The organism is Microcoleus sp. D2_18a_B4 (assembly GCF_036702475.1).
Taxonomy (GTDB): Bacteria; Cyanobacteriota; Cyanobacteriia; order Cyanobacteriales; family Microcoleaceae; genus Microcoleus.
In genome coordinates, this window is sequence record NZ_JAUBTL010000048.1 from 26350 (window position 1) to 39359 (window position 13010).

The 13010-nt window shown below is 47.3% G+C and carries 17 protein-coding genes; 4 read left to right on the forward strand and 13 right to left on the reverse strand.

The window, feature by feature from the left end; translation table 11 throughout:
- Positions 1–115: 115 nt before the first annotated feature.
- The 5 genes from QUB04_RS23640 to QUB04_RS23660 form a co-directional block, all read right to left on the reverse strand.
- Complete coding sequence (locus tag QUB04_RS23640) at positions 116–499, reverse strand: hypothetical protein (RefSeq protein WP_333288110.1); 384 nt, start codon at positions 497–499, stop codon at positions 116–118.
- A 1-nt stretch (position 500) separates the two neighbouring features.
- The gene (locus QUB04_RS23645; protein ID WP_333288112.1) at positions 501–863 is read right to left on the reverse strand and encodes a hypothetical protein; all 363 of its coding nucleotides are present in this window, start codon (positions 861–863) and stop codon (positions 501–503) included.
- 325 nt (positions 864–1188) lie between these two features.
- Positions 1189–1632: an Hsp20/alpha crystallin family protein gene (locus QUB04_RS23650; protein WP_333141014.1), complete on the reverse strand. Its 444-nt coding sequence runs from the start codon at positions 1630–1632 to the stop codon at positions 1189–1191.
- Positions 1633–1659: 27 nt separating this feature from the next.
- A complete protein-coding gene (locus QUB04_RS23655) occupies positions 1660–1788 on the reverse strand; it encodes a hypothetical protein (protein WP_332959644.1) in 129 nt (42 codons plus the stop codon).
- Positions 1789–1886: 98 nt separating this feature from the next.
- On the reverse strand, positions 1887–2174 hold the full coding sequence (locus QUB04_RS23660; protein ID WP_333288115.1) for a hypothetical protein: 288 nt from the start codon (positions 2172–2174) through the stop codon (positions 1887–1889).
- A gap of 186 nt (positions 2175–2360) precedes the next feature.
- Here QUB04_RS23660 and QUB04_RS23665 point away from each other — a divergent pair, with 186 nt between their 5' ends.
- The 4 genes from QUB04_RS23665 (at position 2361) to plsY (ending at position 5839) form a co-directional block, all read left to right on the forward strand.
- Entirely contained in the window at positions 2361–3155 is a 795-nt protein-coding gene (locus QUB04_RS23665; protein WP_333141018.1) for an MlaE family lipid ABC transporter permease subunit, read from the forward strand.
- Positions 3156–3208: 53 nt separating this feature from the next.
- Positions 3209–3601, forward strand: a complete 393-nt coding sequence (locus QUB04_RS23670) for a DUF3119 family protein (protein WP_333141020.1) — start codon at positions 3209–3211, stop codon at positions 3599–3601.
- Between the two features lie 58 nt (positions 3602–3659).
- Positions 3660–4991 (forward strand): DUF3086 domain-containing protein, encoded by a 1332-nt coding sequence (locus QUB04_RS23675; RefSeq protein ID WP_333288116.1) that lies wholly within the window; start codon positions 3660–3662, stop codon positions 4989–4991.
- 167 nt (positions 4992–5158) lie between these two features.
- Complete coding sequence (plsY, locus tag QUB04_RS23680; protein ID WP_333141024.1) at positions 5159–5839, forward strand: glycerol-3-phosphate 1-O-acyltransferase PlsY; 681 nt, start codon at positions 5159–5161, stop codon at positions 5837–5839.
- Between the two features lie 372 nt (positions 5840–6211).
- Here the strand turns inward: plsY and QUB04_RS23685 are convergent, their stop codons facing one another.
- From QUB04_RS23685 to der, 8 genes are all read right to left on the reverse strand, one after another.
- A complete protein-coding gene (locus QUB04_RS23685) occupies positions 6212–6841 on the reverse strand; it encodes a hypothetical protein (RefSeq protein WP_333141026.1) in 630 nt (209 codons plus the stop codon).
- A 16-nt stretch (positions 6842–6857) separates the two neighbouring features.
- Positions 6858–7703 carry a pyrroline-5-carboxylate reductase gene (gene proC / locus QUB04_RS23690; RefSeq protein ID WP_333141028.1) on the reverse strand — a complete coding sequence of 282 codons (846 nt, stop codon included), beginning with the start codon at positions 7701–7703 and terminating at the stop codon, positions 6858–6860.
- A 199-nt stretch (positions 7704–7902) separates the two neighbouring features.
- Positions 7903–8520 carry a cell division protein SepF gene (locus tag QUB04_RS23695; RefSeq protein ID WP_333080778.1) on the reverse strand — a complete coding sequence of 206 codons (618 nt, stop codon included), beginning with the start codon at positions 8518–8520 and terminating at the stop codon, positions 7903–7905.
- A gap of 117 nt (positions 8521–8637) precedes the next feature.
- Positions 8638–9303 carry a YggS family pyridoxal phosphate-dependent enzyme gene (locus tag QUB04_RS23700; RefSeq protein WP_333141030.1) on the reverse strand — a complete coding sequence of 222 codons (666 nt, stop codon included), beginning with the start codon at positions 9301–9303 and terminating at the stop codon, positions 8638–8640.
- A 72-nt stretch (positions 9304–9375) separates the two neighbouring features.
- Positions 9376–9645, reverse strand: coding sequence for a transcriptional coactivator PipX (gene pipX / locus QUB04_RS23705; RefSeq protein ID WP_006634205.1), 270 nt, complete (start codon positions 9643–9645; stop codon positions 9376–9378).
- 42 nt (positions 9646–9687) lie between these two features.
- Positions 9688–10146, reverse strand: coding sequence for a holo-ACP synthase (gene acpS, locus QUB04_RS23710; protein WP_333141032.1), 459 nt, complete (start codon positions 10144–10146; stop codon positions 9688–9690).
- Between the two features lie 250 nt (positions 10147–10396).
- Entirely contained in the window at positions 10397–11392 is a 996-nt protein-coding gene (locus tag QUB04_RS23715) for an energy-coupling factor transporter transmembrane protein EcfT (protein ID WP_333288118.1), read from the reverse strand.
- A 169-nt stretch (positions 11393–11561) separates the two neighbouring features.
- On the reverse strand, positions 11562–12923 hold the full coding sequence (gene der / locus QUB04_RS23720) for a ribosome biogenesis GTPase Der (protein ID WP_333103879.1): 1362 nt from the start codon (positions 12921–12923) through the stop codon (positions 11562–11564).
- Between the last annotated feature and the right edge of the window lie 87 nt (positions 12924–13010).

Consider the following 13010-nt stretch of genomic DNA (forward strand, 5'->3'; position numbering starts at 1 on the left):
TTAGCACATTACCTTTTGCAAGTAGCTACGCAATACGCTTGTGATACCAAAACCTCTGTTTCTCAACTCATTCCCAAGTCTTTTATCTAAAATCTCACAGCTAACATCGAAATTACTAAACGACTGCTTGCGCTTGTGATACCAAAACCTCTGTCTCTAAATCTTCAGCATTTAGGTTTTCTCCCTTGTGAATGCTAAAACTGCCGTACAAAATAGAAATTTCAAAAATATCAGTATGAATCAAAGCTGCTTTCCGGTGCGCGTTTTCACCCAAATGAAAACCAATCAAATCAGCTAATGGTTCTTTTACTTCCTCTTCATCATGCACCTCCCACATAATTTCTCGGCAGTCTTGAAAAACTAAAGAGTAAGGCAATTGAGCGCCTGTAGGATCGTAGATACATTCCAGTAATACTTCATTCCCCCACAAAGACACATTGACATTTTTCACGAGGGATGTAAGTCCACCTAAATTAAGCAAGTTGTAGTCATCAGGCATATTAATTACTCACTTTTTCTCCAGTAATGTGCGTATCAGGAATCTGATTGCCAAATTCATCGCGTGTTTGGAGTACGCTACCATCTTTGTCAAGACGCAAACCCCAGTTTATTCTTCTACCATCTGAGCCATATCGCGGTGCCCGCAGGCGAACAACTTCACTATTAGTGCGGATGATGACTTTTGACCTGTCAGAAAATTTGTATTCAACATAATTTCCTGAAGAAATTTTTACCTTAGCACCCAATCCGCGCAAAAAATCATCGACTTCTTCGCGAGTCATCCCGGTTAAGTCTCCAAACTCAGATGCAATTCCATTTCCTCCAACTCCCTGACTCGGCACGCAAGTCTCCTCACCAACCATTGCCTTTTTGAGTTTAGCACGGTTGAAGAATGGGAACAAGGAAGTTCGGCAACGGATTCGCTTTCTGAGGATGTAACGGAAGAAGGAAGAAGGAAGAAGGAAGAAGTTCGGCAACGGATTATGTAACGGATGTAACGGATGTAACGGATGTCAGTCCGAGGGAAGTCGGAAGAAGGAAGAAGGAAAGATCATTCCTCAAACTCGCAATGCCCAATGCTTTTCGGCCCAATTATCAATTCCCAATGACCAATAATCAATTCCCAAAACAAATAGGGGGTGCCTTGCGCCCCCCTACTAATTAACTAACTAAAGTAGGAAACAATTATTAGCCACCGATTTGAACTTTAACCACGCGGTTCTTTTCCGCTTCCGCTTTGGGCAAATTCAGGTGCAAAACTCCATTTTTGTACTCAGCTTGTACGCTGTCATTTTGAACCCGTGCGGGTAGGGGAATCACCCGGCGAAACGAACCGTAGCGGAACTCAGAGCGAGTCATGCCTTTATCTTCACTCTTAGTTTCCAGACGGCGTTCGCCACTGATAGCAACAGCTTCGGCGGTTACTTGTACGTCCAAATCCTTAGCTTCCATGCCTGGAACTTCTAATTTAAGGTGGATTGCTTCGGGAGTTTCATCGAGTTCGGCGGGGGGTACAAAAGCAACACCGTTAGATGCGCGATCGGTTGCCGGTGTCAAGCTATCAAACAACCGATTCATTTCTCGCTGCAAGGAGTCCATTTCCCGCAAAGGTTCCCAACGAATAAGTGCCATAACTAATACCTCGACTATCTGAAGTTTTTAGGGGTTGAGAAACACTTGACTCAACTTGTATTTAATATATTCCAGCTCCCGAAACTGGGGAATTCGGTTTTCCGCAAAAAGAGCGATCGCATTTCCGAACATTCGCGATCGGTATTGTAAAATCATCAAAAGGGGCGGGTATCCGATCCAACCCGAACCCAGCAATTTTAGATTTTAGATTCGCTCGAGGAATTCTCATCTAAAATCTAAAATCGAAGGTTCGATTAACTCCACCGCGAATGCTGATAAGAAGCGTAGGTATCAAACAAAGCACCCACCAAACTAAAAGTTAGACCGATTACGAAAAAACCCTGGAGGGGACAGCCGCTGCCGAAAGTAGCTAAGAACTGCAAAATCAGCTCTTCTCCAGAACGACCAACTCCTTGGAGAGCAGGCACGAAGCCAATCAGCGAAAAGCTAGTCAATCCTGCGCCGATTAACAATACGGGGGCGACAAAGCTCAACAGGCCCGTCAGCAGTACAGAGCGAAGAAAATTGGGAAAAATGCTCATAAGAGTCAGTAAATTCAGCTAAACTGCCGAAAGGTACAAGCAAACAAAACTTGTCCTTTTCTACAATAGGCAGCGATCGCCCTCAGTGGCCGGTTCTGTCAGAAATCTTAAATGTTAGAGAAAAAACTTGTTTAAGATTTGTAGATAAATTTCATTTTTGGCAGTTGTTCTATACTCGAAATCCCCTTGAGCACCACTACATCTTCCAGCCTCAGTTTGTGGAGTCAGCGGTTGCTGGCAGCAGCTTTATTGGGCGGCCAAGTCATGCTGCACTTGCTGAGGGGCAAAATTCACCGCCGCAACACCCTCGACCAAATGGCAGCAGTCGGCCCGGAATCTCTGCTGATTGCTTTGCTGACTGCGGGTTTTGTCGGCATGGTATTTACTATTCAGGTAGCGAGGGAGTTTATTAACCTCGGTGCAGGCAATGTCGTCGGTGGCGTTTTGGCTTTGTCTTTGACGCGCGAACTCGGCCCCGTCTTAACAGCCGTAATCGTGACGGGACGGGTAGGTTCGGCTTTTGCAGCGGAAATCGGCACGATGCAGGTAACAGAACAGATAGATGCCCTGCTGATGCTCAGAACAGACCCGATCGACTATTTAGTAATTCCCCGCGTCCTTGCTTGCTGCTTGATGCTGCCAATTTTAACTATCATGTGTCTCGTCACCGGCGTCGCGGGCGGACTGCTGATTGCTACGACGATGTACGGCATCTCTCAAAGCGTGTTTTTAGAATCAGTCCGCAATTTCCTGAGTCTGTGGGATATTTGCAGCGCGGCAATTAAGGCTTTTGTATTCGGTGGTTTGATTGCTGTAATCGGCACTAGCTGGGGTTTGACCACCACCGGCGGGGCAAAAGGCGTCGGCCAATCGACTACTACGGCGGTGGTGACGGCTTTACTGGCTATTTTTATTGTGAACTTTTTCCTGACTTGGCTGATGTTTCAGGGGACGGGCTCTAGCGTACTCAAAGGCTTGTAAGCTAGGAAACGGTAAAATATAAAGTATTGACAAAATTCGTTTAACTTAAACCCGTGAATAGCACTGCCTCTTCGACTGCGCCGGCAAGTACGATCGAACTCGCCCCGAGTTATGCCATTCCCCTAGTCCTGGTACTGGCGGGCCTAGCGCTGCTGTTCGTGCAGAAGTGGGTGAGTTTGCCACTTTCGCTGTTCGGCTTGTTTCTGATGTACCAAGCTGCCACCATCCGGCTGCAATTTACCCCAACTGATTTGGACATTTATCGATCGTCCAACTTAATCCGCCGCTTTCCTTACCGAGAATGGCAAAATTGGCGGATATTTTGGCCCGCTGTGCCGATTTTGTTCTATTTCAAAGAAATTAACAGCATTCACTTTCTGCCGGTTCTGTTCGATCGTAAAATGCTACAGGCTTGCTTAGAACAGCGCTGTCCCCGTCAAGACTAAAAAAGTTGTTAATTTTAAATTTTTAACTTTTCCGTGCCCACGCCGAACAAAATTTCCCATGAATTCAGACGAATCTCCAACCCAAGAACCGCAACCACAACCAGTCGCCCCAAGCGGTGACGGCGAAGTCGATTTACCCGTGAATGAGACGGAGTACCAAGTTCTATCTCAAACACGAGATTTGTGGATCGACGAAAATGAACTGCCAGCCCAACTCCCGCCGGAAACAGACCCGCCGCTGGACGAGGAAGATGCCGAAATCGCCCAATTCGTGGACGAAGCAGGCGCAATCGCCCAAATTCCACCCAACACCGACGAGGCCGAATCAGAAAGTCCGATCGCTCAAATCGAGCCTCCCACAGACTCCCAGCCAACAGCAATCCCAGAAACGGTAACGCACATCCCAGAAAATATTACCGAACAGTTGGCAGAGAGAGTCCAAGAATTGCAGCAGCAAGAACAAGCTTTGACTGAAAAAATTGCCACATTGGAAGCCGACAAAGCCAATGCTATAGAAGCGTTGGGCCAGGCTCAAGCATCGATCGGGCGTTTGGTACAAGACGGCTTGATTCAACTAGATCAGCGCAAACAAGCGCTACAAATCGAAGTAGAAAAACTAGAACGCCGGCGCGATCGAATTCAAAAGGAAATGCGAACCACTTTTGCCGGCGTTTCCCAAGATTTAGCAATTCGAGTCCAAGGTTTCAAAGACTATCTAGTAGGCAGTTTGCAGGATTTGGCCGCCACCGCAGAACTCTTAGATTTGACACCGCCAGTGCAAGAGACACCACAGCGAACTGCTGCTGAGGAGTCTCAATCCTCAGCACCGGTAAATCCCAAATTTGCCGAACAGGGATTTCAAGAACAAGCCAAACAAATTCGCCGCACCCTCGATCAATACCGCACTGTCCCCGACTACTACGGCCCGCCTTGGCAACTCCGCCGCACTTTTGAACCCATCCACGCAGAACGAGTTTCTAACTGGTTTTTCACTCAAGGAGGAAGGGGTGCTTTGCGGACTATGGGTTCGCGCTTGCAAAATATCTTGATTACTTCGACAATTATTTCTGTACTCAGAAGCGTCTACGGCGGACGGGTGCGGACTTTGGTGCTCGCCAACAGTCCCGAACGTTTGGGAGAGTGGCGCCGGGGTTTGCAGGACTGTTTGGGCATTACTCGCAGCGATTTTGGCCCGGAAAGGGGGATTATTATGTTTGAGTCTGCGGAGGCTTTGGCTCAAAAAGCCGATCGACTGGTGAAAGATGGTAAATTGCCACTAATTGTCATTGATGAAACTGAGGATTTAATTAGTTTGTCAATCCTGCAATTTCCGTTATGGCTGGCCTTTGCTGCCGATCCGCAAACTTTGACGACTGCTAAGGATTTTTGAGCAAGTCCGGGCGAATATAATTCGCTGCTATACAAACTTTCGTCCGCCTGCGCGGACTGAAGAAACTCAGAGGGAAATTGACCGGAATTGGTTGTTCCTTCTTCTTCCTTCTTCCTTCTTCCTTCTGCCTTCTTCCTTCTGCTGTACACGAAATATCAAATTAAAAAATGGCTAGCTGGATAATTTTAAATGGCGCATTGCTAATAGCAGCTTATCTGCTGGGTTCGATTCCTACGGGGTACGCCTTGGGGAAATGGATGCTAGGAATTGATATTCGAGAGGTTGGTTCGGGTTCGACTGGTGCGACTAACGTACTGAGGACTTTGGGGAAGTGGCCGGGGTTGGGGGTTTTGTTGGTTGATGTGTTGAAGGGGGTAAGTGCGATCGTCCTAATCCGCTACATTTACTCTCTCACTTTTACCAGCCAGCTAGCAACCGCGGCAGGTTTAGAAAATACTGCAACTCTCCTCCCTTGGATGGCAACTTTGGCCGGTTTCTCTGCTGTTTTGGGCCACAGCAAATCAATCTGGCTGGGGTTTACCGGCGGTAAATCTGTGGCTACGAGTTTGGGAGTTTTGCTGGGTTTGTACTGGCCAGTTGGTTTGGGAACTTTCGGAATTTTCGGGATAGTATTTGCGGTGTCGCGAATTGTTTCTTTAAGTTCGATTATAGGGGCAATTAGCGTTGCTGGATTGATGTTTGCTTTACATCAGCCGCTGGCTTATGTATTGTTTGGAATTGCGGGCGGTGTGTTTGTAATTGTACGGCACCGGAGCAATATTCAGCGTCTGTTGAATGGTACGGAACCGAGAATTGGGCAGAAATTGGAAACAGCAGCTAGCGATTGATATTACCCACAGTCAGGACACGGCACTACAATTAATCGGGTGATGGTTACATCCAAGCCTGGAAGATTGATTATTTTGCGGTAGGGAAACGGCATTGCCGTGTCCTCCGTTGCTGAATTAGTCCTAGATACAGAAACCTGGTTTTTTACGGAAATAGTGCATTTTAGCCTTTAACACTGAGGAAAAACCCGGTTTTTTTGGTATTGATGCGTAATATTATGTCCGATCGATCGCCCATAATACAATTGCCGGGGCGGGTTTGTGAGATTGTCCGTTTTTGGCAAATATTATTGGTGAACCCGCCCCTACAGGAATCAGGGTAATCGACCGGACATGATATAACTCCTGTGAATGTAAAATGCGATCGCCGTTTTAGAATCCAGACAAATTCGGCGAAGTCGGGGATTTGGGTATAGCGCTTAATAAAATCCCTAAAATTTTTCCGACATCGCTCAGATAATACTCGATCGCATCAATAGAAACAATATTGCCCTCTAACTTCAAAAATCTCCACACAGTACCCGATGTCACGGCTCCATAAATGATGGGAATCTGATTTCCTTCTTCCTCATTAAATAACTGAGCCGCTAACATCTCCGCTGCACACTGCCCGAAACCAGCCTTAATATCTTCTTTTTTAGCTTCAACAAGGGTAATCACAGGGGCGCTGATAAACAGCCGTTCCGCTGACAAACTCATTAAAAAATCACAGGTTCCATTTAATCCTTTTTCAGGAGCTACATTAAACTCGGAACCTGAAAATAAACCAATCTGATAATTTAACTGCCGCCTAACTTCAAGTAAAATTGGTGCAATAATCAGTTCTGATCGAGCTTTTTCCGTATTTATATCTACTGCTAATGCTGCGTTTTCTTTCAACGCTACTTTCAGGATTTCGCTAGATTCTACTTCTGATATATCGGCAAACAAATCTTGATTTTCGTTAAGAGTTAAGTCAAATTGCTTGACAAGTTCCTTCAGCTTGAAGTCGCTATAAGCCATCTTAAATTCTCTGTTTTTATTTACCTAATTCTTGAGAACGCAAACAAGCTGCTTTCACTGCTTCGATCAGTGCAGAACGAAAGCCGTTACTCTCTAATTTAGCAATTCCCGCAATAGTTGTACCGCCGGGACTCGTAACTTGATCTTTCAATTGTGCCGGGTGCATTCCCGTTTCTTGCATTAGCTTCGCTGTACCAAATACTGTTTGTAAAGCTAATTGAGAGGCGATCGCCCGTGGCAGTCCTGCACAAACTCCGCCATCTGTCAAGGCCTCTATCAAAATTGCTACATAACCAGGCCCGGAACCCGAAAGCCCAGTCACCGCATCGAGCATACTCTCAGGTACTTCTACCACTTCTCCCACGGCCTGAAAGATGCGCTTTACCAATTCTAAATCAGCCGGTTGCACGAGTTTTCCCGGAGCGATCGCGCTCATTCCCGCCCCTACCGTTGCCGGAGTATTCGGCATCACCCGCAGCACTCCCCGCCCCGGAAAAGCTGGTTCGAGCTTGCTGAGTGGCACTCCTGCCAAAATCGACACTACCAGCGCTTCTGGCTGGGAATTAGCCGTTTCTCCATTATTTCCTTGTTTGCGATCGGCCGCCACCGCCAACTCCAAAGCTACCGTATCAAAAACTTGCGGTTTAATCGCCAAAAACAGCACTTCTGTAGCCGCAGCAACTTCTAGATTGCTGGCTGTTGTTCCAATCCCGTATTTGTTAGCCAAAAACTCGCGGCGCTTTACCCCAGGCTCGCTCACCAATATTTCTGAAGGCAAATAAACTTTTTGTGCTATTAAGCGGGATAAGAGAGCTTCTCCCATTACCCCGCCGCCGATCGTACCAAATTTTATGTTAGTCATTAGTCAGTTGTCAGTTGTCAGTTGTCACTTTTGAGTTATCAGTTGTCAGTTGTCAGTTGTCAGTTGTCATTGGTTACTTAGTTGTTAGCTAATGTTATTAATCCGCAGTGTTTATTCCACAGTTATTAGTTGTTAACTATTGACTACTGACTACTGACTACTGACTACTCACCACTGTCAACTGACTACTAACTACTGACTACTGAGCTACTGGAGCTTGTTCTGCCGGCCAGACTGTCGGTGCAGGAGCAGCAGCACGAGGGCGTCCTTGAGCAGGAGGCACTTCGTGAACCACACCAGACTGAGTTCTCACCTGCACGCAGCTAGGCGTAAACAAGAAAATACTTTCGCCAATTCGCTCTTGATGACCGTCAAGGGCATAAGTACCGCCCGCCACAAAGTCCACAGCTCTTTGCGCTTGGTCTGGGTCCATCACCGTCAGGTTCAAAACCACAGACTTGCGTTCCTTAAGGGCTCGAATTGCTGCCGGCATCTCTTCAAAAGTGCGCGGCTCCATTACTACTACTTCCGAAATCCCGTTCATAGCTCCAGGCATTCCAATCACGTTATTCATTACTGACCCTACTCCCCCGGTTGGTGCAACGACATCCATACCTGTCGATCCTACTACTGACCGCTCTCGCATTCTACGATTTTGACGACGTTCTTCTTCGGCTGCTGCGACGGCAGCGGGGTTGGGTTCAGGCGCTTGGTAAAAGTTCTGATACCGCTCCCCTTCCGTTTCGTCGTACACGTCATCGTACTCAGGCTCATTGTTGATGCCTACAAAATCTCGCAGTTTAGAAAAAATATTCATGATTCACGCTCCTTCACGACTTTGCTGCCCCGACTATACTCGCGTTGCGCGTTAGTCGCGGGTGGCTGACTATTCTATATTTAACCCAAATTGTCTTTATCAGAAGATTTCAATTATTTATCCCCTCCTAGAGCCAAATAAGGTTTGTCCTAGCCGTACCATAGTAGCACCTGCTTGAATTGCCAAATGATAATCTCCCGACATCCCCATCGAGAGCTGCTGCATTTGAATGCAGGGCAAATTTTGCTGCTGGATTTTCTGTGCAAGTTCGCGAGTGCTGTTAAATAATTCTAGGATTTGCGAGTCATCTAATCCCAGCGGAGGAATTGTCATCAAACCTTGAATTTTGATATGCTGACATTTGTTGAGTTCTGGAAGGTCGGCCAGCAGTTCTGGAACGCTCCAGCCGTATTTGTCCGGGTCGGGCAACATTTTGACTTGCAGGCAGACTTGGGGAGAGCAGGACTGTTCGCCCGCCAAGCGCGAAAGTCGCTGAGCAAGCTTTAAATTGTCGAGAGAGTGAATCCACTGGAAATGCTCTAGGGCCTTGGCGGCTTTGTTGGCTTGCAAGTGCCCGATCAAGTGCCAGTTGATATCCGGTAAATCTTGCAGTTGGCTTTGTTTTTCGGCAGTCTCTTGAACCTTACTCTCGCCAAAATCCCGGATACCGGCGTCGTATGCTTCGCGGATAGCATCAGTCGGTACCTGTTTGGTAACGGCAATTAACCGCACTGATTCCGGCAAGTGTTGGCGAATGCTGTTAATTCGAGAGGCTATGGTCATGGGTGCTCAACGCTCTTGACGGGAGGGAAGGAAAATTTAGACAGTTACCAATTACAAAATTACTGATTTTCGTTATTGAAATGTGCGCTGGTGAATGGTCTGCAATTGGTCGTACTCCTGATATTGACCGCTGCGACGCAGGGTTCGCAGGCGAATTTCGACCATGAGGCGAGCGTCGGAGCGACTGATTGGTTCAAATCTCAGCCCCCCAGGGCCGTTTGTCACCAAAAAAAACAGGCGTTGGGCGTATAGGGTGGTAAATAATTCTTGGCTGTCTTCAACCTGGGATACCCTGAAGAGGAGGCCAAAGTTTGGATGATTCAGGTAAGTTTCGGTAGTCATTCACACTCACAATCTATCAATTTTAGATTAAAGATTTCGATTTTAGATTTTAGTTTCGTTCGATCGCCCGACGGCGTTGTTTGAGAGCGGGGTACAAAGGGCGATCGCCGTAGCCGTGCAATAGTCTCCGTCGTGGCTGAGGCTTAATTGCCACTGGCAATTTCCCCAAACAGAGGCTTGTGCTGCTGCGGTTCCGTGCAGTTGCACATTGGGAGCACCGTTTTCGGAGCGCCGAATTTCCACATCTGCATACCGTATTCCCCGCCATCCCGTGCCTAGAGCTTTGACAACGGCTTCTTTTGCTGCCCAGCGACCCGCTAGCTGGTTGCAGGAAACTCGATTCATTTTACCTTTAATGCTGCTGTGTTGAGAATTTAGTTGCCCGCAATCCCTTTGTTCGGCGGGTGTGTAAACTTTTTCGAGAAAGCGATCGCCAAACCGGTCTAATGCGGCTTGAATGCGCGGAACATATACGATATCTGTCCCAAGATAGATGTTCAAGGTCTGGGTTCTCTAAATATTTGCCTCCATTACTTTAGCAGGACTGTCGCGTACCAGACAAAACTTACTCAAATCTAGGCCCGTGCTCCAAACCCCGCTCGAATCCAGGGCTGTTTCATTCTCTTGTAGGGTCAATCCCTCGTGAAGAGCCCCGATATCTGAAACTCGAATCAGTCCTTCCCAATTCTTCAATCTCAAATCTAATCAATCAATCAATCAATCTAAAATCTAAAATCTAAAATCTAAAATCTTAACTGTCCCAACCCCAAACAAAGCGGGCGCTCCAGAGGATGAGCAAGCAGCCGAGGGCGATCCAGTCTCGGATTTTCAATTGCAACTGGTGCCATTCTACACGGTGTCGATCGGGACTGGTGAAGCCGCGAACTTTCATGGCGCTGGCTATTTGTTCAGCTCGCAGGAGCAAGTTTTCTAACAGCCGCTCCGCTATCATCAACCACACTTGAGCGGCGCTGCGAAATCCGAGTTTTTTCCAGTTTATCGCTCTGGTTCTGACCGATCGCACTAAATTTTGTATTTCTTCCAATACTAGGGGAATAAATCGCAAAGATAAAGTTAATGTTAAGGCTATTTCGGTAATAGGCCAGTTCAAGCGACGCAAGGGCTGCATTAAGTTTTCAAGGGCGGCGGTAATTTCTTCGCTGGCTGTGGTGAGAAGGTAGAGGTTGGTGCTGTAAATTACTGTGAAAAATAGGGTGCTGACGTTGATAGCTAAATCTAGGGATTTGCGGGTGATTTTAATCGGGCCTTGTTTTAATAAAACGTAGCGGTAGTTTGTGGGTTGGGGGAGTTGATTTGGGCTTTGGGCTTTGGGATTGGGGATTGGGGAGTTTGAGCCTAAGTTAAAAGGTTTATACCAGGGTTTTGGTTGGGGCGGGGGTGGAAGAGTTGCGGGCTGTTGGGAAAAGGTTAATTCGTCGGCGGGGATGCGGGGCTGGTGTTCTGCGGGGAGTCCGTCGGGGGCGATCGCGCTGAGGCAAAATATTAATAGGCAGAATAGCAACAGCAGTCCCATTTGCTGTTTCCACACGCGCCAGGGAATTGCTGCTGTTAGTGTCAGTACGATTAACATTCCTACTAGCATCAGCCGCCAGATGGGATTAGCGAGTATTGGTGCAATCAGAAATGTCATCAACCAAGCTAGTTTTACGCGGGAGTCTAGCCGGTGAAGCCAGGTTACGGGTTGTTCTAGGTAAAGCCCTATCGGGAGCGATCGAAGTAAGTCCATTTGGCGATTTTAGATTTTAGATTTTAGATTGTCGATTATTAATAATACTAATTTATTGAACCGCGAAGACGCGAAGGACGCGAAGAAGGAAGAGAAGGAAGAGAATAGAAAAAAACGCAATTTGCTTTGATCGTTAAATTGCGTTTTTTATTGAATCTAAAATCGAAAATTACTTGACGCGCAGTGCTCTGTTTGTTGTGCTCATTTCTGTGGCACGAACTTTTTTGCCTCTCCAAAGCAGCCGCATTGGTGTACCAGTAAAGCCTAGATGTTTGCGGAATTGGCTTTCCATGTAGCGGCGGTAATTTTCTGTGAAGCGTTTGGGATCGTTGACAAATAGGGCGATTGTCGGTGGCTGCGATCGCACTTGAGTACCGTAATAGATTTTGCCTTGTTTTCCTTGGCGGGTAACTGGGGCTGAGTGCCAGGTTGTGGCTTCTTCTATGACTTCGTTAATGACGGCGGTAGTGACGCGGCGCTTGTGTTCGTCGGAGGCTTTGTCTACTAATTCAATGATTTTTTCTACTCGCTGTCCACTCATGGCGCTAACAAAAATCATTTCTGCCCAGTCGAGGAAATAAAGTCGGGTTCTTACTTCTCTTTCGTACTCGTAGATGGTGTCGGAGTCTTTTTCTACGGCATCCCATTTGTTGACGACTATGATGCAGGCTCGACCTTCTTGGCTGATGCGATCGGCTAATTTTTGGTCTTGATCCGTAACGCCGTCTATGGCGTCAATTACTAATAGTATGACGTTGGCGCGGCGGATGGCTTTGAAAGCGCGGTTGATGCCGAAAAATTCTGCGCCGTATTCGACGTTTTTCTTTTTCCGAATTCCGGCGGTGTCGATCAGGCGGTAGGTTTTACCGTTCCGTTCTACTAAGGTGTCGATCGCGTCGCGGGTTGTGCCGGAAATCGGGCTGACTATAGCGCGATTTTCTCCGAGAAATGCGTTTAACAAACTCGATTTGCCGACGTTGGGACGACCGATAATTGCTACTTTAATTTCCTCAACTTCTGGTAATACTTCCGTGGGAAGATAAGTAATTAATTTGTCAAGCAATTCGCCGGTGCCGTTGCCGTGAATGCCGGAAACTGGGAAAGGTTCTCCGAGCCCCAATTGCCAAAAGTCTGCTGCTTGGGTAAGCCCTGTATTTTCGGATTCGCATTTGTTGACTGCGAGAATGACTGGGACTTTTTGCAGTCTCAGCCAAGATGCGATCGATTCGTCGCCGCCGGTGAGCCCGGTTTTTCCGTCAACTACGAAAATGGCTGCGCTGGCTTCTGCGAGGGCCGCCATTGCTTGTTCGCGAATTAAAGGCAGAAATTCTGTCTCGTCGTCGAATACTAGCCCGCCGGTGTCTACGACTTGATATTCCCGATCGCCCCAGTATGCTGGTCTGTAAGTGCGATCGCGCGTGATTCCCGGTTCGTCGTGGACGATCGCGTCTTGGGTGTTGGCTAAACGGTTGACGAGCGTCGATTTGCCTACATTGGGGCGTCCAATAATAGCAACTATAGGTAGAGACATAAAAGTAGCAGCAATTAGGCTGCGCCGTGATTTTGAGGTTTAGCCTTTTATTGTAAGCGAAACTGGCCCAGATTGTATGCGATCGGG

What these genes read in the sequence shown, in the direction of transcription:
- der (WP_333103879.1), bottom strand. Translation starts at nt 12,923, where the DNA reads ATGTCTCTACCTATAGTTGCTATTATTGGACGCCCCAATGTAGGCAAA.
- QUB04_RS23655 (WP_332959644.1), bottom strand. Translation starts at nt 1,788, where the DNA reads ATGATTTTACAATACCGATCGCGAATGTTCGGAAATGCGATCGCTCTT.
- proC (WP_333141028.1), bottom strand. Translation starts at nt 7,703, where the DNA reads ATGACTAACATAAAATTTGGTACGATCGGCGGCGGGGTAATGGGAGAA.
- QUB04_RS23640 (WP_333288110.1), bottom strand. Translation starts at nt 499, where the DNA reads ATGCCTGATGACTACAACTTGCTTAATTTAGGTGGACTTACATCCCTC.
- QUB04_RS23695 (WP_333080778.1), bottom strand. Translation starts at nt 8,520, where the DNA reads ATGAATATTTTTTCTAAACTGCGAGATTTTGTAGGCATCAACAATGAG.
- plsY (WP_333141024.1), top strand. Translation starts at nt 5,159, where the DNA reads ATGGCTAGCTGGATAATTTTAAATGGCGCATTGCTAATAGCAGCTTAT.
- QUB04_RS23675 (WP_333288116.1), top strand. Translation starts at nt 3,660, where the DNA reads ATGAATTCAGACGAATCTCCAACCCAAGAACCGCAACCACAACCAGTC.
- QUB04_RS23660 (WP_333288115.1), bottom strand. Translation starts at nt 2,174, where the DNA reads ATGAGCATTTTTCCCAATTTTCTTCGCTCTGTACTGCTGACGGGCCTG.
- QUB04_RS23715 (WP_333288118.1), bottom strand. Translation starts at nt 11,392, where the DNA reads ATGGACTTACTTCGATCGCTCCCGATAGGGCTTTACCTAGAACAACCC.
- QUB04_RS23700 (WP_333141030.1), bottom strand. Translation starts at nt 9,303, where the DNA reads ATGACCATAGCCTCTCGAATTAACAGCATTCGCCAACACTTGCCGGAA.
- QUB04_RS23645 (WP_333288112.1), bottom strand. Translation starts at nt 863, where the DNA reads ATGGTTGGTGAGGAGACTTGCGTGCCGAGTCAGGGAGTTGGAGGAAAT.
- QUB04_RS23685 (WP_333141026.1), bottom strand. Translation starts at nt 6,841, where the DNA reads ATGGCTTATAGCGACTTCAAGCTGAAGGAACTTGTCAAGCAATTTGAC.
- pipX (WP_006634205.1), bottom strand. Translation starts at nt 9,645, where the DNA reads ATGACTACCGAAACTTACCTGAATCATCCAAACTTTGGCCTCCTCTTC.
- QUB04_RS23650 (WP_333141014.1), bottom strand. Translation starts at nt 1,632, where the DNA reads ATGGCACTTATTCGTTGGGAACCTTTGCGGGAAATGGACTCCTTGCAG.